The organism is Sphingomonas sp. PP-CE-1G-424, from assembly GCF_004341085.1.
In the GTDB taxonomy this organism is placed as follows: Bacteria; Pseudomonadota; Alphaproteobacteria; order Sphingomonadales; family Sphingomonadaceae; genus Sphingomonas.
This window is the reverse complement of sequence record NZ_SLXW01000004.1, coordinates 93,805-117,661: the sequence shown is the minus strand read 5'-3', so window position 1 is coordinate 117,661 and position 23,857 is coordinate 93,805. Positions and strand designations below refer to the sequence as shown.

Sequence of the window (23,857 nt, the reverse complement as noted above, 5' to 3'; positions counted from 1 at the left end):
CCTTTTGCCTCAGCTTTGCGCCCCACCCTTCGTTCGGGCTCGGGCCGGCACCATCTTGTCCAATATGGCGATTGCGCGAGTTGACCGCCACGTCAACCGTGCAGCATAGGTTACCCTGTGGGGGCGGACCAAACCATCGACTGGCGAAACGCCGCGGCGAGTGCGCTTGACTGGTGGCACGAGGCTGGCGTCGACACGCTGGTCGACGATGTCCCGCGCGACTGGTTTGCGGCACCTGAGCCACTGGTCGTACATGCCGCGACGCCGGTTGCGCCGGTCGTGGCACCGTCCACCATGCCGCTTTTGCTAGCCGATTTCCTGGCCTGGCGGAGCAGCGCGGAGGTTCCCGAGGCGGACTGGAGCGGGGTTTCGCTGGCCGCGGTTGGTCCCGCTGACGCTACGGTCATGGTGCTTGTCGATTGCCCCGACCGAGACGACGGCGATGCGGGTGCGTTGCTGAGTGGTGCGTCGGGACGGCTGCTCGACAAGATGCTCGCGGCGATCGGGCTTACGCGCGACGAAGTGCATCTCGCGGCGGTCTGCGCAAAGCGGCCGACGGCGGGGCGGATCCAGAGCGAGGTCGAGGCGCGGCTGTCGGAAATCGCCAAGCATCACATCGGGTTGGTTGCGCCCAAGCGGTTGCTGTTGCTGGGCAATGCGGCGAGCCGTGCGATCCTCGGGACGGAATTACAGGCGGCGCGCGGGCGTTTACACGAGTTTAACCATAAGATCGGAGAAACGGAGTCCGGTTCGGCGTCTGGCGAAGCATCCGACGAAACCGGCGTGGTCGCGAGCTTTCACCCGCGGTTTCTGATCGAGAAGCCCGCGGCCAAGGCCGAGGCCTGGAAGGATTTGCAGATGCTGATGCGCGGACTGACGTCGCAAGAGGGTGTGAGATGATTCGGATCCGATCGGTTTCCTGGGCGGCTATCGCCCTGGGCCTCAGCGCCCTCCCCCTCCCGGCCTTGGCGGCGACCGCCGCGGGCGAGCCTGCCGGCGATGCGCGGCTCGGGACGACCAAGCTGGTCGGGGCGCCGACGCTGGAGCAGATCCCCGACCAGCTCGATGCCAGCCAGCGCGAGGCCTACAAGACGGTGTTCGCGGCGATCCGCGACGGCAAGTGGACCGACGCGCAGATCGGGCTCGACACGATGAAGCCCGGCCCGCTGCATGCGATCGCGCGCGCCGAGATGTACACGGCGAAGGGCTCGCCACGCGTCGAGATGGAGCCGCTGGTCGCGCTGCTCAACGAAGCACCCGAACTGCCCGAAGCCGCGCAGATCTCGCGCCTTGCGACGACGCGCGGCGCGGTCGGTTTGCCGCCCCTGCCCGTAGCGCAGCGGTTGATCTGGCAGGATGGCGCGCCGCGTCGGGTCCGCGCCAAAAGCCTGCAGGGCGACATGATCGCCGCCGATCTCGCGATGAAGATGCAGCCCTACGTCAAGGCGGACATGGGTCGTGAGGCGCAGTCGCTGCTGGAAAGCACGCCGGGGCTCACCCCAGAGGCGCTGACCGAGTGGCAGCAGAAGATCGCGTGGATCTATTTCCTCCAGGGCGACGACGTGAACGCGCGCGTGATGGCGGCGAAGGCACAGGACGGCGTCGGCGACTGGGCCGTCCAGGGCCGCTGGGTCGGCGCGCTGTCGGCGTGGCGGCAGAATGACTGCGCGAATGCCGAGACCGGATTCGAGGGTGTCGCGGCACGGGCCGGCGACGTCGATATGCGCGCCGCCGCTCTATACTGGGCGTCGCGTGCGGACATGGTGTGCTCGCGCCCCGACAAGATCGAGGGCCGGCTGAAGGCGGCGGCGCAGTTCGGCGAGAGCTTCTACGGCCAGCTTGCGCGCCAGCAGCTCGCGATGAAGGACAAGGGCACGTCGGTCGGCGGGCTCGTGGCCAGCGACTGGAAGGTCGTCGGCAAGCGTCCGAACGTTCGTGTCGCAGCGGCACTGGTCGAGGTCGGCGAGACCGACCTGGCCGATACCGTCATCCGCCAGCAGGCGAAGATCGGCGATCCGCGCGAGTTTGCCAACCTGGTCCGGGTGGCGGAAGCGCTGAGCCTGCCCGCTACGACCGTCTGGCTCGCGCACAATTGCCCGCAGGGGGTCACGTCGACCGCCGAGGCGCGCTATCCGACGCCGAACTGGACGCCCGATAGCGGCTGGCACATCGACAAGGCGCTGGTCTATGCACACACGCTCGAGGAGTCGCGGTTCCGCAACACCGTGAAGAGCCCGGCCGGCGCGTACGGCCTGATGCAGATCATGCCCGCCGCCGCGACCGATTTCGCGCGCGAGCGTGGCACCTCGATCGACGTGAAGGCGCTGACCAAGCCGAGCACCAACATGGATGTCGGCCAGCGTCATCTCGAGCGGCTGCGCGACATGGCGGGCGTCACCGGCGGGCTGCTGCCGAAGGTGATCGCGGCGTATAACGCCGGCCCGCGCCCGGTCGGCGACTGGAATGCGATCGTCCACGATAACGGCGATCCGCTGATGTATATCGAGAGCATCCCGTATTGGGAAACGCGCGGGTATGTGACCACCGTGCTGCGCAATTACTGGATGTACGAAGCGCAGGGCGGCAAGAAGGCGTCGGTCAGCCGTAATGCCCTGGCGCAGGGCATGTGGCCGCGCTTCCCCGGCCTGCCGGGTGCGACCGCGGTGCGGATGGCGGCCAAGCCGTACACGCAATACCAGGCCAGCACGGCGCCCTTGAACGCGACCGTCGCCGTCAATGCCAGCGTCGGGCCACGCTCCACCACTGTCACGCGCGCGGACTGAGTTTCATGCCGATCGATGAAAGCCGGATTTTCCTGCCGGTGCGGATTGCCGTGCTGACCGTGTCGGACACGCGGGGCCTTGCCGAGGACCGCTCGGGTGACACTTTGGTCGCGCGGCTGACCGAGGCGGGCCACGTCCTCGCCGACCGCCGGATCGAGAAGGACGACATCGAGACGATCGTGTCGCGCCTGCATGCGTGGATCGGCGATCCGGAGATCGACTGCATCATCACCACCGGCGGCACCGGCGTCACCGGGCGCGACGTGACCCCGGAGGCGGTCGAGCAGGTCGCGGAGAAGATGATCCCGGGGTTCGGCGAACTCTTCCGGATGCTCAGCTACCAGACGATCGGCACCTCGACCGTCCAGTCGCGCGCGTGCGCCTGCGTATCGCATGGCACCTATATCTTCGCGTTGCCGGGCTCGACCGGTGCGGTGAAGGACGGCTGGGACGGCATTCTCCGCGACCAGCTCGACAGCCGCCACCGGCCCTGCAACTTCGTCGAGCTGATGCCGCGGCTGCTGGAGCGGTAAACGCACCAACCTCCCGTATCACGCGCCAGATCATGGTGCTGCGTTCGGTGCGCAATGCTAGCTGCCCTGGAAGAAATTCGACAATTTATGACGCTTTGTGAGTGCGTTGAAGGTAGCGTGTCGCTGTACTAACAAACTGGCACACTCGGTGCATTGGTGATCAGGCAATCCGATCAGATTGCAACGCCAACAATCCGAAGGACGCCCTCATGTCATCGTTCATCTTCAAGAGCCTGATCGTCGCCACCGCGCTCGTCTCCGCCGCACCAGTTCTTGCTGCCGGTGGATCGCAACCGACGACCGAACTGAAATACGACGCGAAGACGCAAAAATACTGCGTGACCGATCCGGCCGTCACCGGCAGCCATCTTCAGCGCAAGACGTGCAAGACCGCGACGCAGTGGAGCGCCGACGGGCTCGACATGCCGAAGGCGGCGATCGGCGACACGAGGACGGTTGCGACGATCGTCGAGAAGTAACGCTCGAACCGACGCTCGGGGCGACATGGCCAGCATGTCGCCCCGCCGTTCTAGGCTGAACCACCCTCCCCCTCGAGAGGGAGGATATCTCGACCGAGCCTCCGCGCTAACCGCGCAAGGCCCGGCCGGCGACCGCGGCGAGCTTCGCAACCAGAGCCGGATCGCGCGCGTCGCGGGCGGTGATAATCGCGCTGTCGAGGCAGGTATCGATCGGCGATGCCGAACGCTCCGCCGGTAACGCGCGGAGGAGCGCCATCACCATCGCGCGGGCCTTGGCCGCATTCGCGCCGAGTTGCGCGATCACCTGCGCGACGTCGACGCCCGCCTCATCCTCCCGCCAGCAATCGTAATCCGTCACCATGCCGACCAGCGCGTAGGGCAGCTCCGCCTCGCGCGCGAGTTTCGCCTCGGGCATCGCGGTCATGCCGATGACGTCGCAGCCCCATTGCCGGTAAAGCCGGCTTTCCGCGCGCGTCGAGAATTGCGGGCCTTCCATCGCGAGATAGGTTCCGCGGTCGTCGACCTGCGCGTCTGCCTCGCGCGCGGCGTCGGCGGCATAGCGCGACAGGCGGGGGCAGACCGGGTCGGCCATCGAGACGTGCGCGACGAGGCCGGTGCCGAAGAAGCTCGAGGGGCGCCCCTTGGTGCGGTCGACGAACTGATCGACGACGGTGAAGCTGCCGGGCGGGCGCTGCTCGACGAGCGAGCCGACCGACGACACGGCAAGAATATCGGTCGCCCCGAGCCGCTTCAGCGCATCGATGTTCGCCCGCGCGTTAAGCTCGGAGGGAGAGATGCGGTGGCCTCGGCCGTGCCTTGGCAGGAATGCGACGCCGACATGCCCGACGCGGCCGGTGTAGATCGCGTCCGATGGCTCGCCCCACGGCGTCTCGACCGTCTGCCAGCGGCCGTCCTCGATGCCGTCGACCGCGTACAGCCCCGACCCGCCGATGATGCCGATCGTCCAGCCGGTCACTTGGCGAGCGCCCTCGGCCGCGCGTAGATGAAGTAGATCGCGAGGCCGAGCAGGTTCCACAGCCCGAAATACAGCTGCGTCTTCGAGGGGAGGCTGAAGAAGAGGTACAGGCAGCCGAGGATGCCGATCGTGCCGACCAGAGTTGCGGCCGGCGCGCGGAACGTTCGGATCGCATCGGGCGCACGGCGGCGCATCACGAGCATGCAGGCGCAGACCGCGACGAACGCCGCGAGCGTGCCCGCGTTGGCGAGCGCGGCGATCTCTGCGAGCGGTAACAGGCCTGCGATGACGGCAACGATCGCCGCGGTGATCCAGGTGATGCGGACGGGAGCGCCGCGCCGCGAGACCTTGGCGAGGCTCAGTGGGAGCAGGCCGTCTCGCGCCATTGTGAAGAAGATCCGACTCTGGCCGAACAGGAACGCGAGCAGCACCGTTGGCAACGCGATCACGGCCGAGGCGCCGAGGAAGGTTGCGAACCCCGGCCGGCCGATCTCGCGCAGGATCAGCGCGAGCGGCTCGGCGCTGCCGGCGAACTTGGTGTAGGACAGCGCGCCGACGGCGGCGACCGCGACGAGGATGTAGATCGCGATGCAGGCGACCATCGACCCGACGATCCCGATCGCGAGATCGCGGCCAGGGTTCTTGGTCTCCTCCGCCGCCGTCGAGATCGCATCGAAGCCATAGAAAGCAAAGAAGATGATCGCCGCCGCCGCCATGACGCCGCGCTCGGCACCGTCGGGCTGCACCGCCTTGGGGAAGCCGTAGGGAATGAACGGGTGCAGGTTGGCGCTGTTGAAATAGTGCAGCGCGATGAACACGAACACGGCGAGCGCGATCATCTTCACGCCGACCAGTACCGCGTTCAGCGTCGCACTCTCGCGCGTGCCGAACGACAGCACGCCCGCCACGACCGCGATGATGAAGATCGCCGGCACGTTGAGGATGCCGCCGAGCTCGGGGCTGAGCGTCAGCGCCTCGGGGAAGCCGAACGCACCGCGCAACAACGGCGCCGCGTAGCCCGACCAGCCGACCGCGACGGTCGACACGACGAGCGAATATTCGAGGATGAGGCTCCAGCCGATCACCCAGGCGATCAGCTCGCCGAGCACGACATAGCTGTAGGTATATGCGCTTCCCGAGGCGGGGATCATCGTCGCCATCTCGGCATAGGCGAGCGCCGCGCAGGCACAGATGCCGCCGGCGATGACGAACGAAAGGATCACGGCCGGCCCGGCGAGCCCTGCCCCCACGCCGATCAGCGTCAGGATCCCGGTGCCGACGATCCCGCCAACGCCCATCGCCACGAGGTGCGGCCACGACAAGGTGCGCGCGAGTTGATGCTCGGGCGGCTGCTCGGTGACGATTTTTCGGCGAAACAGACTTGCCACGTATATCCCCTCTTCTTTGGCGCGGGGAGTGGCACAGGACGGGACCGGGGGGCAAGGCCAGCGGCCAACCACCTACCCCAGCGAAAATATCCTCCCCGGCGGAGGCCGGGGTCCAGTTGGCAAGGTCATTGTGACGATGCACAGCGCTATGTCAGCAGCGTCTCCCAACTGGGCCCCGGCCTTCGCCGGAGTGGTAGAAGGGAAGCTGAGATCGAACGGCAGTCCGCTCGTCCTTGTTCTCCCGCGAAAGCCGGAGCCCAGTCTGGGTCCCCGCCTTCGCGGGGACACAAGCTACCTTACGTTGGGACTTAAACGGTAAAGCTCTCGCCGCACCCGCACGCGCCCTTGGCGTTGGGATTCTGGAACACGAACCCCGCGGTGAAGTCGTCCTCGACCCAGTCCATCGTCGACCCGATCAGGTACAAAATCGACCCGCCATCGACGAACAAGGTCCCCCCCGGCGTGTCGATCCGTTCGTCGAAAGGCTTGGCCTCGGTGACGTAATCCACCGAATAGGCCAGCCCCGAACACCCACGCTTGGGCGTCGACAGCTTCACCCCGATCGCATCTTCCGGAGCCCGCGCCATAAGGTCGGCGATCCGCGCATGCGCCGTCTCGGTGAGGTTCAGCGCCGCCGGCCGTGCTCGCAATGTCGTCGCCATGATCGTCCTTCCTTCCCCCCTCCCGCGTGCGGGAGGGGCCGGGGGTGGGCTCCCGGCCAGCCACTCATAACCGTCGTTCGAGAGGTGAGCGCGTGCCCATCCCCTGCCCCCTCCCGCTTGCGGGAGGGGAAGTAGAAACTAGAGCATGCCCAGCTCTAACTTAGCCTCGTCCGACATCTTCTGCGGATCCCAAGGCGGATCCCAAACCAGATTCACTTCCGCGAACCCGACGCCCGGCACCGACCCGACGCGCATCTCGACCTCCGCCGGCATCGACTCTGCGACCGGGCAGTTCGGCGTCGTCAGCGTCATCGCCACCACCGCATGCCCGTCATCGGTCACCTCGACGCCGTAGATCAGCCCCAGATCATAGATGTTCACCGGGATCTCGGGATCGTAAATCTCCTTCAGCGCGTCGATGATCGCATCGTACACCGCGCCGCCGGGCTCGCCGGGCGAGTCCACCTGCGGCTTCTGCGCCAGGAAGCCTGCGAGATAATCACGCTTCCGCTCCGCGTCGGAGTCCGTCTCCATCACGACGCGCGCCTTGGGCGGCGATGCGACGGCATCCACTTCCTCGATCTCGAACCGATCGCTCATTTGAAGATCCTCGTTACTCGCTCGATACCGCGCACCAGCGCCTCGACGTCCGCCGGCCCGTTATACACGCCGAAGCTCGCGCGTGCCGTCGCCTCGACGCCCAGCGCCTCCATCAACGGCTGCGCGCAGTGATGGCCGGCACGGATCGCGACGCGCTCTTCGTCCAATATGGTGCCGATGTCGTGCGGATGAACCCCCTCGATCGTGAAGCTCACGATCCCCGCCGAGTCCGCCGGGCCGTAGAGGCGTACCGAATTGATCCCCGACAGCGCGTCGCGCGTCGCCGTCACCAGCGCCGTCTCGTGCGCGTGGATCGCGTCGAGCCCGATACTCTCGACATAGTCGATCGCGGCATGCAGCCCGAGCGCCCCGACGATATGCGGCGTCCCCGCCTCGAACCGCCCCGGCGGCGGCGCGTAAGTGGTCTTCGCAAACGACACCTTGTCGATCATCGACCCGCCGCCCTGGTACGGCGGCATCGCGTCGAGCAATTCCGGCTTGGCCCACAGCACGCCGATCCCGGTCGGCCCGTACAGCTTGTGCCCCGAGAACACGTAGAAATCGCAGCCGATCGCCTTAACGTCGACCGTAATCCGCGGCACCGACTGGCAGCCGTCGAGCAGGATCTTCGCGCCAACCGAATGCGCGATCTCGGTAGCGCGTTTGGCATCGAGCACCGAGCCGAGCACGTTCGAGACATGCCCCAGCGCGACCAGCTTGTGCGCCGGCGTGATCATCCGCTCCATCGCGTCGAGATCGATGCGGTGGTCTGGCGTCAACGGCAACACGTCGATCGCGACGCCGCGCGCTTCCGCGACCATCTGCCACGGCACGATGTTCGAGTGATGCTCGAGCATGGAGAGCAGAATGCGATCGCCCGCCTTCAACTGCGTCCCGGCCCAGCACTGCGCGACAAGATTGATCGCCTCGGTAGCACCGCGCACGAATACGATCTCGTCGGCCGAACCCGCACCGATGAACCGCGCGACGGCTTTGCGCGCAGCCTCATACGCGACCGTCATATCCGCCGAACGCTGGTACACGCCGCGATGCACCGTCGCGTAGGTCTCGCCATACGCACGCGTAATCGCGTCGACCACGACCTGCGGCTTCTGCGCAGTCGCGGCGGTATCGAGATACGCCCAACCCTCCGGGATCGCCGGAAAATCCGACAGGCGATCCAGGGGACGAACGTCGGCGATCACACTCACAACGCCCGCTCCAGCCACGCATCGGCGTCCGCCACGAATGCCTCGCGCACCGTCTCGTCGGCAATCTGCACGAACGCATCGCCAACGAACGCCCGCGTGAGCAGCGCCTGCGCCTTCGCATGCGGGATGCCGCGGCTCTGCATGTAGAACAGCGCGCGCTGGTCGAGTTCACCGACCGTCGCGCCGTGTGCGCACTTCACGTCGTCCGCGAAGATCTCCAGCTCGGGCTTCAGGTTGACCGTCGCGGTGCGCTGCAAAAGCAACCCGCGCAACGACTGCACCCCGTCGGTCTTCTGCGCATCGCGCGCCACCTCGACCCGCGCCGCAAGGCTCGCCGTCGACTTGTCCGCCGCGACCGCACGCCAGATCTGCTTGCTCTGCCCGTTCAGCGCAGCATGCCGCACCGACACCGCGCACTCCTGCCGCTGGTCGTTCCGCGTCAGCAACGCGCCGCCATATTCGGCAAACGCGTCGTCGCCCGTCACGGTGATCGCACCATCGATCCGCGTCCCGGCATCGCCTGCGCCGAGGACCGTCACGATCAGGCTCGCCTCAGCACCGATCTCAACCTCGTCGCGCAACGACACGAAACCACCGGTCTGAAGCAACCGCACTGCGCGCGTCAGTTTCGCACTCTTGCCAAGCATCATCCGCGTCGACCGGTTCGACCAGCCCGTGCCGACATACGTCTCGATCACGGAAGCGCTCGCGCCATCGGAGAGCACGATCTGGGCCGGAAGCTGGTTCTCGCCGCCCGTCGCAATATGCACGATCTGGAGAAGCTCAACGCCGGCATCCGCCTCGACCCGGATCGACCAACCGTTGCCCGTTGTACGACGACCGAGCGCATGCTCGCCGCCGTGAATCCCCGTCATCGTGACGTGGCGCAGATCGCTCCGACCCTGATCCAGCACGCCGTCAACGAACAGCGCACGCGCACCCGGCAGGTCCATAAACCACGCATCGGCGTCCAGCGCGGCGCCGCGCGGCAGTCCGGCCGCCGCCACAATCGCCGCCGGATCACCCCAGCGCCACGATTCCTCGCGCGTCGAGGGAAGGTCGAGCAGAATCGTCACGCCGCAATCCCCACATAGCCTTCGCTCTCGAGCTGCTTGGCGAGGTCCTTGCCGCCCGAGCGGACGATCTTACCGTCCGCCAGCACGTGGACGAAGTCCGGCTCCACGTAATCGAGCAACCGCTGGTAATGCGTGATCAGCAGCACCGCCTTGTCGGGCGCGCGCATGATGCGGTTGATGCCGTCGCCGACGACGCGCAGCGCATCGATGTCGAGCCCCGAATCAGTCTCGTCGAGGATCGCGAACTTCGGGTTGACGATGCCCATCTGGACCATCTCGTTGCGCTTCTTCTCGCCGCCCGAAAAGCCGACGTTCACCGGCCGCTTGAGCATGTCGTAATCCATGCCGAGCAGATCCGCCTGCCCGCGCGCGAGCTTCAGAAACTCGCCACCCGACAGCGGCTTCTCGTCACGCGTCGCGCGCTGGGCGTTGAGTGCCTCGCGGAGGAACTGAACGTTCGATACGCCGGGGATCTCGACCGGATACTGGAAGCCGAGGAACACGCCCGCCGCAGCGCGCTCATGCGCCTCCAACTCGAGCAGGTCGACGCCGTCGAACGTCACTGAGCCCGCCGTGACCTCATAGCCGGGCCGTCCGCCGAGCACATAGCCCAGCGTCGACTTGCCCGCCCCGTTCGGCCCCATGATCGCGTGCACTTCGCCCGCGTTCACCGAGAGCGACAGGCCCTTGAGGATTTCCTTGCCGTCGATCTCGGCGTGGAGGTTTTCAATTTTCAGCATTAGACTTCGATTTCTCCGATTGGCTGTCGCTTTACCAACCGCCTGACGACGTGTGCTGCGAGCCATACAAACATGATAATTGCGTAGGTTCCGCCCAACATTACCCCAGTGGCCATCATCAAAGTCGCCACGTAGTGCGTCATCTCGATGCCAAACAGACGGATGATAAAGGCGGCTGCGATCAGATAAAGAAATGCCAGCACGACTCCGCTACCAAGAAAGTAGCCTCGCAAGCGCCGCCGCGCTCGCCGAGGTCGTGCGGCGTCCACTACCCCACCGACCCCTCAAGGCTGATCCCCAGCAGCTTCTGCGCTTCCACCGCGAACTCCATCGGCAGCTGCTGCAGCACTTCCCGCGCAAAGCCATTCACGATCAGCGCCACCGCCGCCTCCTGGTCCAGCCCGCGCGACATCGCGTAGAACAGCTGGTCCTCGGAAATCTTCGACGTCGTCGCCTCGTGCTCGATCTGCGCGGACGGGTTGCGGACCTCGATATACGGCACGGTATGCGCGCCGCACTGGTCGCCGAGCAGCAGGCTGTCGCACTGGGTAAAGTTCCGCACGCCCTCCGCGGTCGGCGCGACGCGCACCAGCCCGCGATAGGTGTTGTCCGAACGCCCCGCCGAAATCCCCTTCGACACGATCGTGGATCGCGTGTTCTTGCCGAGGTGGATCATCTTCGTGCCGGTATCGGCCTGCTGGCGATTGTTCGTCACCGCGACCGAATAGAACTCGCCGATCGAGCCATCGCCGAGCAGCACGCACGAGGGGTATTTCCACGTGATCGCGCTACCGGTCTCGACCTGAGTCCAAGACACCTTCGAGTTCTTGCCCTGGCATAATGCACGCTTGGTGACGAAGTTGTAGATCCCGCCGACGCCGTTCTCGTCGCCCGGATACCAGTTCTGCACGGTCGAATACTTGATCTCGGCATCGTCGAGCACGACCAGTTCGACCACGGCAGCATGCAGCTGATTCTCGTCGCGCATCGGCGCAGTGCAGCCTTCGAGATACGAGACGTACGACCCCTTGTCCGCGACGATCAGCGTGCGTTCAAACTGCCCGGTATTCTCCGCGTTGATGCGGAAATACGTCGACAGCTCCATCGGGCAGCGGACGCCCTCCGGGATGTAGACGAACGTGCCGTCGGAGAAGACCGCCGAGTTCAGCGTCGCGAAGTAATTGTCGCGCTGCGGCACGACCTTGCCGAGCCACTTCCGCACGAGCTCGGGATATTCCTTTATCGCCTCGGAGATCGAGCGGAAGATCACGCCCGCAGCCTCGAGCTCCTTGCGGAACGTGGTCGCGACCGAGACGCTGTCGAACACCGCATCGACCGCGACGCGACGCTTAGGCGTGCCGTCCTCGTTCAGCGGATCCTCGACCACGCCGGCCAGCATCTTCTGCTCGCCGATTGGAATGCCGAGCTTCTCGTAGACACGCAGGATCTCCGGATCGACCTCGTCGAGCGACCCGAGCTTCGGCTTCGCCTTGGGCTCCGCGTAATAATACGCGTCCTGGTAATCGATCGGGGGCACGTTGAGCTTCGACCAGTCGGGTGCCTCCATCGTCTGCCACAACGCGAACGCCTTGAGCCGCCAGTCGAGCATCCACTGCGGCTCGCCCTTCTTGGCGGAAATGAAGCGCACCGTGTCTTCCGACAGGCCCTTGGGCGCAAATTCCTGTTCGATGTCCGAGGAGAAACCCCACTCGTACGTCTTGTTCGCGGCGGCATAGGCCTCTGCGTTCCGGGTAGCCATCATTCCATCTCCGCCGCGGCGCGGCTCTCTAAAAACTCGGCGATCTCTGCGTCTCGGCGCGAACAAGTACTTTTGCGCGCAGAGGCGCAGAGATCGCGAAGGAAGGGGTAAGCTGCGCGCGAGGTCATGCGGGCGCCTGTAAAACCGGGGTTTGCGAGAGGCTGGCGAGCGACACGCCGGCAAGCGCACCGCGGACCGCGCCGTTGACGGCGTTCCAGTGCGGCTTCACCTTGCACGTCTGCTCGACACAGCAATCCTGCGATGCGCCATCGACGCACGAGGTCAGCGCGATCGGTCCCTCGACCGCCTCGATGATGTCGGCGAGCGAGATCATCGCGGGCGGTCGCGACAGGCGGAAGCCGCCGCCAGTGCCGCGCGTGCTCTCGATCAGCCCCGCGGCGGACAGCCGGCTCACAAGCTTCTGCACGGTCGGCAGCGGCACGCCGGTCTCCTCGCTGAGCAGCGTCGCGTTCAGCCGCGCGATACCGCCGCAATGACGCGCCGCGGCGCTCATCATCACGACCGCATAGTCGGCTAGGCTGGAAAGACGCATGGTGGCTTCGGAGTCCAATCGGACCGATATGATCCGATTGGTCAAATGGGCTTTGTGCAGTGCATCGTCAACCCGGCCAGGGGTGCTAACGACTCGCAACTGGGGGCGCATTTCTGGTCGCCCCCCGCCCCCTTTTAGCACCGTCCCTCCCCCAATCCGTCACCCCAGCGAAAGCTGGGGTCTCCCGGTTCGGAGCAGGTGGCTTGAACAAGGATACCTCAGCTTTCGCTGGGGTGACGGAGAATGTGGGGTGACGGAAGAAGGGTTTGGCCACCCCAGCCGATATGCCTAAGAGCGCGCATGGCCTTCTACCACCCGATCCTCTTCCGTCTCGACGCCGAGCGCGCGCATACCCTCACCATCGCCGCACTTGCCGCCTGGGGGAAGGCCGGAACGCCGCTCGCCCCCAGCGTACCGCGGCTCGCGACGACCGTGGCGGGGATCGCCTTCCCCAACCCGGTCGGCTTGGCGGCAGGCGTCGACAAGGACGGTCGCGCGATCGACGGGTTCTTGGGGCTGGGCTTCGGCAGCGTCGAGATCGGCACGCTCACACCGGTGCCACAACCCGGCAACCCGAAGCCGCGCATCTTCCGCCTTCCCGAGGACCGCGCGATTATCAACCGGCTCGGCTTCAACAATGGCGGCCTCGACGCGGCGCTGGATCGCGTCGAAAGCGGCGCGGGTGGCGAAGGCGTTCTCGGCATCAACGTCGGCGCGAACAAGGACGCGACCGATCGCACCGCCGACTATGTCCACGGCGTGACCCGCGCCGCGCGCCACGCCAATTACGTCACGATCAACATCAGCTCGCCCAACACCCCCGGCCTGCGCGACCTCCAGCACGGTGCAGCCCTGCGCGATCTCCTCGCCGCCTGCACCGCCGCCAAGGGCACGACGCCGATCTTCCTCAAGGTCGCCCCCGATCTCGAACCCGCCGACATAGACGACATCGCCCGCGCCGCGATCGACAACCGGATCGACGCGCTGATCGTCAACAATACGACGATCTCCCGCCCCGGCCTGCGCTCGGCCAATGCCGAGGAAACCGGCGGCCTGTCGGGTTCGCCGCTCGTCCCGCTAGCCCGCCAACGCCTGTCGGACTTTCGCAAGGCGACTGGGGCTGCGATTCCGCTGATCTCGGTCGGCGGCGTGGACAGCGGCGCGGAGGCCTATGCCCGCCTCCGCGCCGGCGCGAGCCTCGTCCAGCTCTACACCGCGCTTGTCTACGAAGGCCCCGGCCTCCCCGCCCGCATCCTCCGCGAACTGGACGCGCTGCTGACCCGCGACGGCTTCGCCACGGTCGCCGACGCGGTGGGTGTCGACGCGCGCTGACCTTCTCCCGTCATCCCAGCGAACGCTGGGATCCAGAGCCTCACACTTCGGCCTTCGTGGCTCTGGATCCTGGGTCGAGCCCAGGATGACGGACGGATGGGGCTAACCGCTTGCCTCATATTCGAACCACGCTACGCTCGCCCGCGATGAAGACCTCTCTCCTAGCGCTCGCCCTCCTCGTCCCCGCAGCCACCGTAGAGGCACGCCAACCCGCCCCGGCAAAAGACCAGGGCATGGTCAGCGCCGCAGACCCCCGCGCAGCCGCCGCCGGCGTCGAGATCCTTCGCGCCGGCGGCAGCGCCACCGACGCCGCCATCGCGACGATGCTAGCCCTCAACGTCGTCGAACCACAAAGCTCCGGCATCGGCGGCGGCAGCTTCTGGATTTCTCACGCGGCCGGCGGTGCGCTCAGCACGATCGACGCGCGCGAGACCGCCCCCACGGCCGCCGATGCCCGCTGGTTCTACGCCCCCGACGGCACCCCGCTCAGCCATTCGGACGCAGTTCCCGGCGGCCGCAGCGTCGGCATCCCCGGCGCACTCCGCGGCATGGCGCTCGCGCACCGCGCGTCGGGCAAGCTCCCCTGGGCGCAACTGTTCGCCCCCGCGATCCGGCTCGCGACCAACGGCTTCCAGGCCTCCCCCCGCCTCGTCAACGGCATGACCGCCTATGGCGACCACATCACACCCGAGACGCGCAAACTCTTCTCCGCGCCCGACGGCTCGCCGATCGCGATCGGCGCGGTCATCAAGAACCCGCAGCAGGCGGCCCTCCTTCAGCGCATCGCCACCCAGGGCCCCGACAGCTTCTACGTCGGTCCCGAGGCGCAGAAGATCGTCACCGCGGTCAACACCGCCGCACAGAATCCGTCGAAGATGACGCTCGGCGACCTCGCCAGCTACGACGCCAAGTCGCGCCCGCCGGTCTGCGTCAAATACCGCGTTTATCGCGTGTGTGGGATGGGCCCGCCCTCGTCCGGCGGCATCACCGTGCTGATGATCCTTAAGCAGCTCGAACGCTTCGACATGGGCAAGCTCGGCAAGGATAGCGCGCAGGCCTGGCACCTGTTCGCCGAATCCTCGCGCCTCGCCTATGCCGACCGCGACCTCTACGTCGGCGATCCCGATTTCGTCCGCGTACCGGTGCAGGGCATGCTCGACACCAAGTATCTCGCGTCGCGCTCCGCACTAATCTCCCCCGCCAAGACGATGGCAAACGTCGCTCCCGGCACGCCCCCCGGCGCCCCTGCCCGCACCCGCGCCCCGGTCAGCGAAGTCCCCGGCACCACCGACATCGCGACGGTCGACGCCCGGGGCAACGTCGTCGAGGTCACCACCACCGTAGAAGGCTATTTCGGCTCAGGCATCACCGTCGACGGCACCGTCCTCAACAACCAGCTCACCGACTTCGACATCGTCCCTGTCAAGGACGGCGCACTGGTCGCCAACCGCGTCGAGGGTGGCAAGCGCCCACGCAGCTCGATGTCGCCAACGATCGTCTACGGCCCAGACGGGAAGGTGCGCCTTGCGGTCGGCGCGGCAGGCGGCTCGACGATCATCGCGCAGGTGGCCAAGGCGATCATCGGCGTGGTCGACTGGAAATTGTCCGCACAGGACTCGATCGCACTCGGACTGCTCTACGCGCCCGGCCACGTCGCTGCTGCCGAAAAGGGCACGGAGCGTGAGGCGATGGTCCCCGCGTTGCAAGCGCTAGGCGAGACGGTCCAGGTCGCAGCGCTAGGCCTCAAGGCAAACGCGATCGAGCGCGTAGGCGGCAAATGGGTCGGCGCAGCGGATCCGCGCAGCGAAGGCGTCGCGATCGCGGAGGACGGTACCGTCACCAAGATCCAGCGCGTCGGCGCCCTCCAGCGCGCTCCGGAGTAAACCACCCGCCCCTTCCTTGTTCTCCCGCAAAGGCGGGAGTCCAGTCTGGGTCCCCGCCTTCGCGGGGAAACAGGCTTGGAGCGTGAGAGTGCAACGGGCTATACCACCCCAAAGATCGAGCATCCCCGCCAGGGCAAAAAGCTCGCAGCGCAGTTCAGGAGAGACAATGGCCCGCCAGCTCGAACGCTTCCCGAACCTCGTCACGATGTTCTTCGCGCGCGCCGCCGAGAAAGGCGACGCGCCGTTCCTCTGGACCAAGACGAGCGGGACCTGGGTCGCGACCAGCTGGGCGGACGCCGCGCGACAGGTCGCGAGCTTGGCGACCGCGCTGACCGCGATCGGCCTGAAACGCGGCGACCGCGTAATGCTGGTCAGCGAGAACCGCCCCGAATGGTGCCTGAGCGATCTCGCGATCATGGCGGCGGGGTGCATCACCGTGCCGACCTACGTCACCAACACCGAACGCGATCACCTCCACATCATCGAGAACGCCGGCGCCTGCGCGATCATCGTCTCTACCGCGAAACTCGCCAAGACGCTGCTCCCGGCGGTCATCCGCTCGAACCAGGCGCAGACCGTGATCGGGTTCGAGGACATGAAGGTCCCCGCCGGGATCGACTTCCACAACTGGCACGCGCTGATCGCGGCGCACCAGACCGCGCCCGAGACCGCCGCCGCCCGCGCCGACTTCGAACGCGAAGACCTCGCCTGCATCATCTACACGAGCGGCACCGGCGGCGCCCCGCGCGGCGTGATGCAGCACCACGGCGCGATCCTCCACAATTGCGCCGGCTGCGCGAGCGTCATCTCGGAGGATTTCGGGTGGGACGACGAGGTCTTCCTCTCGTTCCTGCCCCTGAGCCACGCCTATGAACACACCGGCGGCCAGCATTTCCCGATCTCGCTGGGCGGCCAGATCTACTACGCCGAAGGCCTCGAAAAGCTCGCCGCGAACATCGAGGAAACGCGCCCGACGATCATGTTCGTCGTCCCCCGCCTGTTCGAAGTCCTCCGCACGCGCATCTCGAAGACGATCGAGAAACAGGGCGGCGCGTCCGCGTACCTGCTGCGGCAGGCGCTCGACATCGGCGGCAAGCGCTATGCCGGTCGCCTCCGCCTGATCGACCGCCCGATGCAGGCCGCCGTCGCCACCCTCTTCAAGCCGAAGATCTCGAAGAAATTTGGCGGCCGGCTGAAAGCGATGATCTCTGGCGGTGCCCCGCTCAATCCCGAGGTCGGCCTGTTCTTCGAGGCGCTCGGCCTTACCTTCCTGCAAGGCTATGGCCAGACCGAAGCCGCCCCCGTCATCTCGTGCAACCGCCCCAAGGCGGGCGTCCGCATGGACTCGGTCGGCCCCGCGCTGAAGGATACCGAGGTGCGCATCGCCGAGGACGGCGAGATCCTGGTGCGCGGCGAACTCGTCATGCACGGCTATTGGCGCAACGACGCCGAGACCGCGAAGGTGCTCAAGGACGGCTGGCTCCACACCGGCGACATCGGCGAGATCGACGACCGCGGCCGGATCCGCATCACCGACCGCAAGAAAGACCTGATCATCAACGACAAGGGCGAGAACGTCGCGCCCCAGAAGGTCGAGGGGATGCTGACGCTCCAGCCCGAGATCGCGCAGGCGATGATCGCCGGCGACAAGCGGCCGTACATGGTGGCGCTGATCGTGCCCGACCCGGAATGGACGCAGGAATGGTGCGCGGGCAATGGCGACGCGTGCAGCTTCGCGCGGCTGGCGGAGAACAGCGAGTTCCGTACCGCGCTGGGCGCGGCGGTCGAGCGGGTGAACAAGGAGCTGACGGTGACCGAACGGATCCGCCGCTTCGTGCTGGCCGACGGGCCGTTCACGATCGAGAACGAGCAGCTGACGCCGAGCTTGAAGATCCGGCGGCATGTTTTGAAGCAGGCGTATGGGGAGCGGCTGGACGGTTTGTATTCGGGGTGAGATTTGGAGGTTGCCTCGACTGGTAGCTCCCCCACCCCGGCGCAGGCCGGCGCCCAATTGGCAAAGCCGCAGTAACGACGCGCGAACCTCCGTTAGCACTGTCCCCCAATTGGGCCCCGGCCTTCGCCGGGGTGGTGCTCGAGTTTGAGGATGGGTGGGAGCTTCCCCCCTTGTTCTCCCGCGAGGGCGGGAGTCCAGTCTGGGTCCTCGCCTTCGCGGGCAAACAGTCTTTGCTCGCGGCTTACAGCGCTTCCATGCGGCGGCGGGCTTCTGCGGCTATCGCTTTGCGGTCGCCGTATCCCAAGGGATCGAACGGCTCGGCGAAGTGCAGCGTCGCGACGAAACTGCCCTTGCGCTTCAGAACGCGCGCGGCGTGATGTTGGCCGGGCTCGTCGCCGACCCACGCCAATTCGCTCGTCGCCGCGCCGTAATCGATCCGGACGGGCTGGACCTTCACGCCGGGCGGCGGCGGGTCCAACGCGGCCAGCAACGCCGCCTTGAACGGCAGCAGAGTAACGCCGTCACCCGTCGTCCCCTCAGGAAACAGCGTCACGGGCCAGTCCGCGGCCAGCGTATCGCGGATCTGCGCGATCTGGTCGGTCACCGCCATGCGATCCGCGCGCGACACGAAGATGGTGTGGTTGAGCGTGCAGAGCCAGCCGACCAGTGGCGCGGAGCGGAGTTCCGATTTGGCCACGAACGCGGTGCCGGTCGCGCCCGACAGGAGCAGGATGTCGATCCAGCTCAGATGGTTCGAAACGAAGACGACGTCATGGCGAAGCGGCGTGCCGACGACGCGGGGGCGGGCGCCGACTATGCGCGAGACCAGCCCCAGGAACCGCGGCGGCCACGGCGATTTTCGCCCGAACAACCGCCACATGCCATGCAACGGCAACGCCAGGACCAGCGCCAGCAGCAGCGCCGCCAGCCGCGCGCCAAAGCGGATTCGGCCGATCGCGTCAGTCCTTGCGGGTGAGCGCGACGCCGTAGAGTTCCATGCGGTGGTCGACCAGCCGGAAGCCGAGCTTTTCCGCGATCGCCTTCTGCAACTGCTCTAGTTCGGGGTCGACGAATTCGATCACCTTGCCGCTCTCGACGTCGATCAAGTGATCGTGATGTGCTTCGGGCGCGGGCTCGTAGCGCGCGCGGCCGTCGCCGAAATCGTGGCGGTCGAGAATGCCGGCTTCCTCGAACAACCGGACCGTGCGGTACACGGTCGCGATCGAGATGCCGGGGTCGATCTGCGAGGCGCGCTCATAGACCTTCTCGACGTCGGGATGGTCGTCCGCCTCGGACAGCACACGCGCGATGACGCGGCGCTGCTCGGTGATGCGCAGGCCCTTCTCGTTGCAGAGTGCTTCCAGATCGATCTTGCGCGGCATGTGTCATTCCCTCGTTGAGTGCCATGTAGGGCCTCCGCGCTGTTGCGAAAAGGGATAGTGATTCGCAATAAGCCTTAGCTGTTGATATCTTTCGAATATGTATGTGCGTCATACGCGACGCCGGTCTTGCCGCGGTAGTAGGCGCGGCGTTCGCCGACCTTGGTAAAGCCGTGCGCGTCGTACAGGTTGACCGCATCGTTGCCGGCGCGGACCTCGAGATGGAGCTTGGCGATAGCGCCGACCGAGCAATCGGCGATCGCCGCACGGATCAGCGCCGTGCCGACGCCGCGGCGGCGATAGTCTGGCGCGACCGCGATCAGCAGCAGTTCGGCTTCGTCGGCGACCGACCGGGTCATCGTGAAACCGGCGGGGAGGTCGTCGACGAAGGCGATCGTGAGGTGGACGCCGGTCAGCGCGAGCACGCCGAGGCACTGGCTGCGCGTCCACGCCTCGCCGTAACGCGGGTCGAACGCGTCGGTCATCAGCGCGTCGACGATCGCGAGATCGCGCGCGTCGCCGGTGCGGAGCGTGACGGTGCGCGTGGCGGCCTGGCGGGTGGCCATTATTTCGGGACCGACGGCTTGGCGTCGGGCGCGCGGCCGTAGATCGGGCTTGGCTGGAGCGCAGTTAGTTCCGAGGGGAGCAGGATCGCGGAGGCTGCGTCGGGCAGCGCTTCGGTGAGGTCCAAGCCGTCGTCGAGTGCGGCGAGCCAGCGGATGCCGTTGCCGACTGCGCGCCGTCCTGCCAGCGCGGCGAGCGCGGCGTCGGGCTTCAGCGATACCATGTCGGATCGCGGCGACAGATCGGCGGAGAACGCTTGCATGAAGACCTCGCCATGCCCGCCTTCCATGATCACCGCAATATCGTCGGTTAAGCGGTTGGCGAAACCGGCGGCGGCGATCAGCGGAAGCGAGGAAAAGCCGGCGATGTCCGCGCCCCAGCCGAGCGCGAGGCCACGCGCGGCGGCGATCCCGACGCGGACGCCGGTGAAGCTGCCGGGGCCGCAATCCACTATTATGCGGTCCGCTCGGCCTCCGTTAGGGAGTTCGGCGATCATCGGGATCAGGCGTTCGGCGTGGCCGCGGCCGACGACTTCGTGCGCGCGAGCGATGATGGCGCCGTCTTCGATCAGGGCGACCGAGCAGGCGGTGGTGGATGTTTCGATGACTAACGTGCGCATTACTTCTTACCCTCTCCCCTCAGGGGAGAGGGCGGGGTGAGGGGCGCCGCGAGCGCCGTCTTCCCCACTGCCCCTCACCCCGACCCTCTCCCCGCAAGGGAGAGGGAGCAGGTCCCGCTTCAAGCGATGCTGTTGAACTTCGCGAAGTCAGGACGGGGCGAGCGGGCGTAGATCGTCGCGGGGTCGCCGTGACCGAGCGTCGAGATGAAGTTGGTCCGCACCGCGGGCGTGTCGTGGAAGAACGCCGCATCGACCTTGCCTGCGTCGAAGCCCGACATCGGCCCGGTATCGAGCCCGAGCATCCGCGCGGCGATGATGAAATACGCACCCTGCAACGTCGAGTTGCGAAACGCGGACGCCTCGCGCAGTTCGGCGTTGCCGTCGAACCACGACTTCGCATCGGCGTGCGGGAACAGCTCGGGGAGGTGTTCGTGGAAGTTGGTGTCCATGCCGATGATCACCGACACGGGGGCGTTGAGGATCTTCGGCTGGTTCTGCGCGCTGCACGCATCGGCGAGCTTCTGCTTGGCCTCGTCGCTTACCAACCAGATCAGACGGGCGGGGAGCTGGTTCGCAGACGTCGGGCCCCACTTCATCAGGTCCCAGATGGCGTGCAGCTCGGACTCTGCGACCGGCTGATCGGTGTAGCCATTGTAGCTGCGCGCGTCGCGAAAGACGGCGTCGAGGACGGTGTCGTCGAGAATCATCAAACGGCTCTCACTTCGGTGACTTCGGGAACATAGTATTTCAGCAGCTGCTCGATACCGTTCTTGAGCGTCGCGCTCGATGACGGGCAACCCGCACACGCCCCCTGCAACTGGAGGAACACCTTTCCCTTGTCGAAGCCGCGATAGACGATGTCGCCGCCGTCGTTCGCGACCGCGGGGCGGACCCGCGTGTCGATCAGCTCGCGGATCTGCGCAACGATGTCGGCATCGGCCGGGTCATCCGACAGCGCGGGCTCGTCGGACGGCACCGAGAAGCCGGCGCGCGCGGGCTTGAACAGTGGCATCGCCGCGGAGAAATGATCGAGCAGGATCGCGAGCACGTCGGGCTTGAGGTCAGACCAGGCGACGCCCGGCCCGGCGGTCACGGACACGAAATCGCGGCCGAAGAACACGCCGGTCACATCGCCGAGATTGAAGATCGCCTCGGCCAGCGGACTGGTCTCGGCCTCCTCCGGGGTGGCGAAGTCGCGCGTGCCGGCGTCCATGACGGTGCGTCCCGGCAGGAACTTCAACGTCGAGGGGTTCGGGGTGGATTCCGTTTCGATCAGCATGAGGGTCATGTGGCCCGGCGGGCGCGAGGGATCAAGCGCGGAACGGGAAACGGTTTCTTTCGGGCGCCGAGCACCGCATTGTTATCGTGCCGGCGCGCGCTGGGTTCCTACGCCAGGGCTCTCGAGTCTTGTTTCCCGTGCCGGGGCTCTCGCGTCGGGTCCGGCATCACTGTGCGGCTGATATGCGGCGGTGTTGCTCTCCTACAGACTAGGCCGCGAGAGGGAGCGAGGGGTCGGACCGCTTGGGGCTGAGTTTGGCGGCCCAGCGCGCCAGGACCTCCTCGTTCTCACCTATCCACGTCTTGGCCAGTCCCGTCAGCTCGGCGAGATGCTCGGGGCTGGCATCGTCCAGTCCGCCTCCATTGGGACTGAGCGGGAATTCTGCGCGATCATAATTGCCGCTGCTCGCCAGTTCTCGGGCCTGGTACGATATCGTGCTGGAGCCGGCCTGCATCAGGATCGAGAAGATCGGCACGCGGCGCAGCGGATTGACCCAGCCGAAGATCGACCAGTGGCCCGCGGATTTGTAGGGCCGGTCGGAGGCCCCGGTGCTGAGCGACAGGATTTCCAGGTCGCCGAGATGCCAGCCAAGCTTGCGCGCCTCGATGATCGCCGCGATCGTCGGGTCGTTGGCGAAGACGCCGCCGTCGATCAGCAGCAGCGCGGGTTCCGCCCTGACCGAGCCGCCCGCCGCGGTCGCTGGGATGGCCGCGGGGGGAAAGAAGGTCGGCGCCGCCGAGGTCGCGCGCGCCGCGACATGCAGCGGGAAGACGCGCTCGGGTTTTGCCGGGTCCACGGGATAATCGGGGCCGCCCGCCATGAAGACGGCCTTGCGCCCGATCATGTCATAGGCCGGAATGACTATGTTGGTCAGCGCGTCGCGCGTCGTCGCGATCGTACCGATCCGCGCGGCGAGAATCTTCTCGAGCGGGCGGGCGCTGTAGGGGAAGCCCGGCAGCCGCTGCGACAGCCCGAGAATATGCGGGAATATCCGCTTGCCGTCGGTGCGGTAGAAATCGACCAGATCGCTGGCCGTGCACGCCGCCCTGGTCTTGTCCGCCTGGCTCGGCGCGGTAAGGCCAGCGGCGATGATCCCGCCGGTCGAGGTGCCCGCGATCAGGTCGAAGCATTCGTGCAGCGGCCGTTCGATCCGACGCTCCAGTTCGGCGAGAATCAGCGCGGGGATCAGCCCGCGTATCCCACCGCCATCGATCGTCAGCATGTATCTCGGTGTCGCGCGATCCTTGGCCACGGCCATTTCTCCCCACCAGTACGGCGTATCAGCAAACGGCCGCACGGTTTGCAAAGACCGGTCCGGTTTGGTTCGATCCGCCCGACGTCACGTGGCCGGGGACATCACCGCGGCATGCAGGCTTAGGCGGAGCGATGGGCGACGCGCAGGACCAGGTCTGCAATCCATTTGCCGGGATTGCGCAGCGGCCGTTCGAACTGGATCAGCAACACCACCCGCGTACCGTTCGTGTCGTTCCAGACCTCGTGCCGATACGTATCGTCGAACACCAGCGTCTCGCCTTCGGCCCAGCGAACGGTGCGGTCGTGGACTCGCATCCGCACGTCGCCGTCGCGCGGGACGATCAGGCCGAGGTGGCAGGTGATCAGGCCCTTGGTCGCGCCGCGACGCTCGGGAATGTGCGTGCCGGGCGCGAGGATCGAAAAGGACGCGCCGTGGAGCCTGGGGATACGCGCAACCGCGGCGGCAGTATGCGGGCAGCGCGCGAGAGTGTGCTCGACCGTCGCGCCGCCGGGCAATGCCTCGGCTGGCCGCGCGACGCGGACGGCTTCGTCGCGGATCGCCGCCCAGTCGTCGCGTAACCCCGCGGTCCACGCGAAGTCGCGCACGTCGAGCACCGGATCGTTGGCGACCAGCGATGACGACGCGATCATCCGATCGAACGCGCGACGCAGATGCTCGCCGATACTAGCAACTAGCGGGCGGTTGACCTTGCCCGCGATCGACTCGCTGGAGATGACGTTCACATCGGGAACGCGAACGCGACGCCGTACGGCCGACCCGCCCGAATCCCGCCACAATGAAGACTGCCCCAGTTCGGCTCCGACCGTCATCG

The 23,857-nt window shown here is 66.6% G+C and carries 25 protein-coding genes; 7 read left to right on the top strand and 18 right to left on the bottom strand.

Annotated features, from left to right (window positions below):
- The first annotated feature begins 117 nt into the window (after window positions 1–117).
- The 4 genes from C8J43_RS14695 to C8J43_RS14680 all read left to right on the top strand — a co-directional run bounded on the left by C8J43_RS14695 (window position 118) and on the right by C8J43_RS14680 (window position 3,795).
- Window positions 118–900: a uracil-DNA glycosylase gene (locus C8J43_RS14695; protein WP_133031577.1), complete on the top strand. Its 783-nt coding sequence runs from the start codon at window positions 118–120 to the stop codon at window positions 898–900.
- Window positions 897–2,783: a lytic transglycosylase domain-containing protein gene (locus C8J43_RS14690; RefSeq protein ID WP_133031576.1), complete on the top strand. Its 1,887-nt coding sequence runs from the start codon at window positions 897–899 to the stop codon at window positions 2,781–2,783. Before C8J43_RS14695 ends, C8J43_RS14690 begins: the two co-directional genes overlap by 4 nt.
- Window positions 2,784–2,788: 5 nt before the next feature.
- Window positions 2,789–3,316 (top strand): molybdenum cofactor biosynthesis protein B, encoded by a 528-nt coding sequence (gene moaB / locus C8J43_RS14685; protein ID WP_133031575.1) that lies wholly within the window; start codon window positions 2,789–2,791, stop codon window positions 3,314–3,316.
- A 209-nt stretch (window positions 3,317–3,525) separates the two neighbouring features.
- Window positions 3,526–3,795, top strand: a complete 270-nt coding sequence (locus C8J43_RS14680; RefSeq protein ID WP_133031574.1) for a hypothetical protein — start codon at window positions 3,526–3,528, stop codon at window positions 3,793–3,795.
- A 106-nt stretch (window positions 3,796–3,901) separates the two neighbouring features.
- On the opposite strand, the gene C8J43_RS14675 is transcribed toward C8J43_RS14680, so the two are convergent.
- The 10 genes from C8J43_RS14675 to C8J43_RS14630 all read right to left on the bottom strand — a co-directional run bounded on the left by C8J43_RS14675 (window position 3,902) and on the right by C8J43_RS14630 (window position 12,760).
- Window positions 3,902–4,771: an S-methyl-5'-thioadenosine phosphorylase gene (locus C8J43_RS14675; RefSeq protein WP_133031573.1), complete on the bottom strand. Its 870-nt coding sequence runs from the start codon at window positions 4,769–4,771 to the stop codon at window positions 3,902–3,904.
- Window positions 4,768–6,159: an amino acid permease gene (locus tag C8J43_RS14670; protein ID WP_133031572.1), complete on the bottom strand. Its 1,392-nt coding sequence runs from the start codon at window positions 6,157–6,159 to the stop codon at window positions 4,768–4,770. Before C8J43_RS14670 ends, C8J43_RS14675 begins: the two co-directional genes overlap by 4 nt.
- A 308-nt stretch (window positions 6,160–6,467) precedes the next feature.
- Entirely contained in the window at window positions 6,468–6,821 is a 354-nt protein-coding gene (locus tag C8J43_RS14665; RefSeq protein ID WP_060523833.1) for an iron-sulfur cluster assembly accessory protein, read from the bottom strand.
- Between the two features lie 138 nt (window positions 6,822–6,959).
- Window positions 6,960–7,421, bottom strand: a complete 462-nt coding sequence (locus C8J43_RS14660; RefSeq protein ID WP_133031571.1) for an SUF system Fe-S cluster assembly protein — start codon at window positions 7,419–7,421, stop codon at window positions 6,960–6,962.
- Window positions 7,418–8,632 carry a cysteine desulfurase gene (locus tag C8J43_RS14655; RefSeq protein WP_133031570.1) on the bottom strand — a complete coding sequence of 405 codons (1,215 nt, stop codon included), beginning with the start codon at window positions 8,630–8,632 and terminating at the stop codon, window positions 7,418–7,420. The genes C8J43_RS14660 and C8J43_RS14655 overlap by 4 nt, the downstream gene beginning before the upstream one ends.
- The gene (locus C8J43_RS14650; protein WP_133031569.1) at window positions 8,629–9,708 is read right to left on the bottom strand and encodes a SufD family Fe-S cluster assembly protein; all 1,080 of its coding nucleotides are present in this window, start codon (window positions 9,706–9,708) and stop codon (window positions 8,629–8,631) included. The genes C8J43_RS14655 and C8J43_RS14650 overlap by 4 nt, the downstream gene beginning before the upstream one ends.
- Window positions 9,705–10,448, bottom strand: coding sequence for a Fe-S cluster assembly ATPase SufC (gene sufC / locus C8J43_RS14645; RefSeq protein ID WP_093399109.1), 744 nt, complete (start codon window positions 10,446–10,448; stop codon window positions 9,705–9,707). The genes C8J43_RS14650 and sufC overlap by 4 nt, the downstream gene beginning before the upstream one ends.
- On the bottom strand, window positions 10,448–10,651 hold the full coding sequence (locus C8J43_RS14640; protein WP_133031568.1) for a hypothetical protein: 204 nt from the start codon (window positions 10,649–10,651) through the stop codon (window positions 10,448–10,450). The genes sufC and C8J43_RS14640 overlap by 1 nt, the downstream gene beginning before the upstream one ends.
- A 65-nt stretch (window positions 10,652–10,716) precedes the next feature.
- Window positions 10,717–12,207 (bottom strand): Fe-S cluster assembly protein SufB, encoded by a 1,491-nt coding sequence (gene sufB, locus C8J43_RS14635; protein ID WP_133031567.1) that lies wholly within the window; start codon window positions 12,205–12,207, stop codon window positions 10,717–10,719.
- 124 nt (window positions 12,208–12,331) lie between these two features.
- Window positions 12,332–12,760 (bottom strand): SUF system Fe-S cluster assembly regulator, encoded by a 429-nt coding sequence (locus C8J43_RS14630; protein ID WP_133031566.1) that lies wholly within the window; start codon window positions 12,758–12,760, stop codon window positions 12,332–12,334.
- 300 nt (window positions 12,761–13,060) lie between these two features.
- Here C8J43_RS14630 and C8J43_RS14625 point away from each other — a divergent pair, with 300 nt between their 5' ends.
- The 3 genes from C8J43_RS14625 (at window position 13,061) to C8J43_RS14615 (ending at window position 17,929) form a co-directional block, all read left to right on the top strand.
- Complete coding sequence (locus C8J43_RS14625) at window positions 13,061–14,092, top strand: quinone-dependent dihydroorotate dehydrogenase (RefSeq protein ID WP_133031565.1); 1,032 nt, start codon at window positions 13,061–13,063, stop codon at window positions 14,090–14,092.
- A 146-nt stretch (window positions 14,093–14,238) separates the two neighbouring features.
- Window positions 14,239–15,975 (top strand): gamma-glutamyltransferase, encoded by a 1,737-nt coding sequence (gene ggt, locus C8J43_RS14620; protein WP_165899640.1) that lies wholly within the window; start codon window positions 14,239–14,241, stop codon window positions 15,973–15,975.
- Window positions 15,976–16,141: 166 nt separating this feature from the next.
- Window positions 16,142–17,929, top strand: coding sequence for an AMP-dependent synthetase/ligase (locus C8J43_RS14615; protein ID WP_133031564.1), 1,788 nt, complete (start codon window positions 16,142–16,144; stop codon window positions 17,927–17,929).
- A gap of 241 nt (window positions 17,930–18,170) precedes the next feature.
- Here C8J43_RS14615 and C8J43_RS14610 read toward each other — a convergent pair whose 3' ends face one another.
- The 8 genes from C8J43_RS14610 to C8J43_RS14575 form a co-directional block, all read right to left on the bottom strand.
- On the bottom strand, window positions 18,171–18,809 hold the full coding sequence (locus tag C8J43_RS14610; RefSeq protein ID WP_133031563.1) for a lysophospholipid acyltransferase family protein: 639 nt from the start codon (window positions 18,807–18,809) through the stop codon (window positions 18,171–18,173).
- Window positions 18,810–18,888: 79 nt separating this feature from the next.
- Window positions 18,889–19,311, bottom strand: coding sequence for a Fur family transcriptional regulator (locus C8J43_RS14605; protein ID WP_056047123.1), 423 nt, complete (start codon window positions 19,309–19,311; stop codon window positions 18,889–18,891).
- A 74-nt stretch (window positions 19,312–19,385) separates the two neighbouring features.
- Entirely contained in the window at window positions 19,386–19,874 is a 489-nt protein-coding gene (locus tag C8J43_RS14600; protein WP_133031562.1) for a GNAT family N-acetyltransferase, read from the bottom strand.
- Entirely contained in the window at window positions 19,874–20,491 is a 618-nt protein-coding gene (gene tsaB / locus C8J43_RS14595; protein WP_133031561.1) for a tRNA (adenosine(37)-N6)-threonylcarbamoyltransferase complex dimerization subunit type 1 TsaB, read from the bottom strand. Before tsaB ends, C8J43_RS14600 begins: the two co-directional genes overlap by 1 nt.
- A gap of 119 nt (window positions 20,492–20,610) precedes the next feature.
- A complete protein-coding gene (locus C8J43_RS14590) occupies window positions 20,611–21,198 on the bottom strand; it encodes a malonic semialdehyde reductase (RefSeq protein WP_133031560.1) in 588 nt (195 codons plus the stop codon).
- The gene (locus tag C8J43_RS14585; protein WP_056050182.1) at window positions 21,198–21,770 is read right to left on the bottom strand and encodes a NifU family protein; all 573 of its coding nucleotides are present in this window, start codon (window positions 21,768–21,770) and stop codon (window positions 21,198–21,200) included. Before C8J43_RS14585 ends, C8J43_RS14590 begins: the two co-directional genes overlap by 1 nt.
- Window positions 21,771–21,978: 208 nt before the next feature.
- A complete protein-coding gene (locus C8J43_RS14580) occupies window positions 21,979–23,022 on the bottom strand; it encodes a patatin-like phospholipase family protein (protein ID WP_165899639.1) in 1,044 nt (347 codons plus the stop codon).
- 122 nt (window positions 23,023–23,144) lie between these two features.
- Window positions 23,145–23,855 carry an aspartyl/asparaginyl beta-hydroxylase domain-containing protein gene (locus tag C8J43_RS14575; protein ID WP_133031558.1) on the bottom strand — a complete coding sequence of 237 codons (711 nt, stop codon included), beginning with the start codon at window positions 23,853–23,855 and terminating at the stop codon, window positions 23,145–23,147.
- Window positions 23,856–23,857 lie beyond the last annotated feature (2 nt).

What these genes read in the sequence shown, in the direction of transcription:
- sufC (WP_093399109.1), bottom strand. Translation starts at nt 10,448, where the DNA reads ATGCTGAAAATTGAAAACCTCCACGCCGAGATCGACGGCAAGGAAATC.
- sufB (WP_133031567.1), bottom strand. Translation starts at nt 12,207, where the DNA reads ATGGCTACCCGGAACGCAGAGGCCTATGCCGCCGCGAACAAGACGTAC.
- C8J43_RS14575 (WP_133031558.1), bottom strand. Translation starts at nt 23,855, where the DNA reads ATGACGGTCGGAGCCGAACTGGGGCAGTCTTCATTGTGGCGGGATTCG.
- tsaB (WP_133031561.1), bottom strand. Translation starts at nt 20,491, where the DNA reads ATGCGCACGTTAGTCATCGAAACATCCACCACCGCCTGCTCGGTCGCC.
- C8J43_RS14690 (WP_133031576.1), top strand. Translation starts at nt 897, where the DNA reads ATGATTCGGATCCGATCGGTTTCCTGGGCGGCTATCGCCCTGGGCCTC.
- C8J43_RS14615 (WP_133031564.1), top strand. Translation starts at nt 16,142, where the DNA reads ATGGCCCGCCAGCTCGAACGCTTCCCGAACCTCGTCACGATGTTCTTC.
- C8J43_RS14610 (WP_133031563.1), bottom strand. Translation starts at nt 18,809, where the DNA reads ATGTGGCGGTTGTTCGGGCGAAAATCGCCGTGGCCGCCGCGGTTCCTG.
- C8J43_RS14590 (WP_133031560.1), bottom strand. Translation starts at nt 21,198, where the DNA reads ATGATTCTCGACGACACCGTCCTCGACGCCGTCTTTCGCGACGCGCGC.
- C8J43_RS14630 (WP_133031566.1), bottom strand. Translation starts at nt 12,760, where the DNA reads ATGCGTCTTTCCAGCCTAGCCGACTATGCGGTCGTGATGATGAGCGCC.
- C8J43_RS14585 (WP_056050182.1), bottom strand. Translation starts at nt 21,770, where the DNA reads ATGCTGATCGAAACGGAATCCACCCCGAACCCCTCGACGTTGAAGTTC.
- C8J43_RS14625 (WP_133031565.1), top strand. Translation starts at nt 13,061, where the DNA reads ATGGCCTTCTACCACCCGATCCTCTTCCGTCTCGACGCCGAGCGCGCG.
- C8J43_RS14660 (WP_133031571.1), bottom strand. Translation starts at nt 7,421, where the DNA reads ATGAGCGATCGGTTCGAGATCGAGGAAGTGGATGCCGTCGCATCGCCG.
- C8J43_RS14605 (WP_056047123.1), bottom strand. Translation starts at nt 19,311, where the DNA reads ATGCCGCGCAAGATCGATCTGGAAGCACTCTGCAACGAGAAGGGCCTG.
- moaB (WP_133031575.1), top strand. Translation starts at nt 2,789, where the DNA reads ATGCCGATCGATGAAAGCCGGATTTTCCTGCCGGTGCGGATTGCCGTG.
- C8J43_RS14600 (WP_133031562.1), bottom strand. Translation starts at nt 19,874, where the DNA reads ATGGCCACCCGCCAGGCCGCCACGCGCACCGTCACGCTCCGCACCGGC.
- C8J43_RS14680 (WP_133031574.1), top strand. Translation starts at nt 3,526, where the DNA reads ATGTCATCGTTCATCTTCAAGAGCCTGATCGTCGCCACCGCGCTCGTC.
- C8J43_RS14665 (WP_060523833.1), bottom strand. Translation starts at nt 6,821, where the DNA reads ATGGCGACGACATTGCGAGCACGGCCGGCGGCGCTGAACCTCACCGAG.
- ggt (WP_165899640.1), top strand. Translation starts at nt 14,239, where the DNA reads ATGAAGACCTCTCTCCTAGCGCTCGCCCTCCTCGTCCCCGCAGCCACC.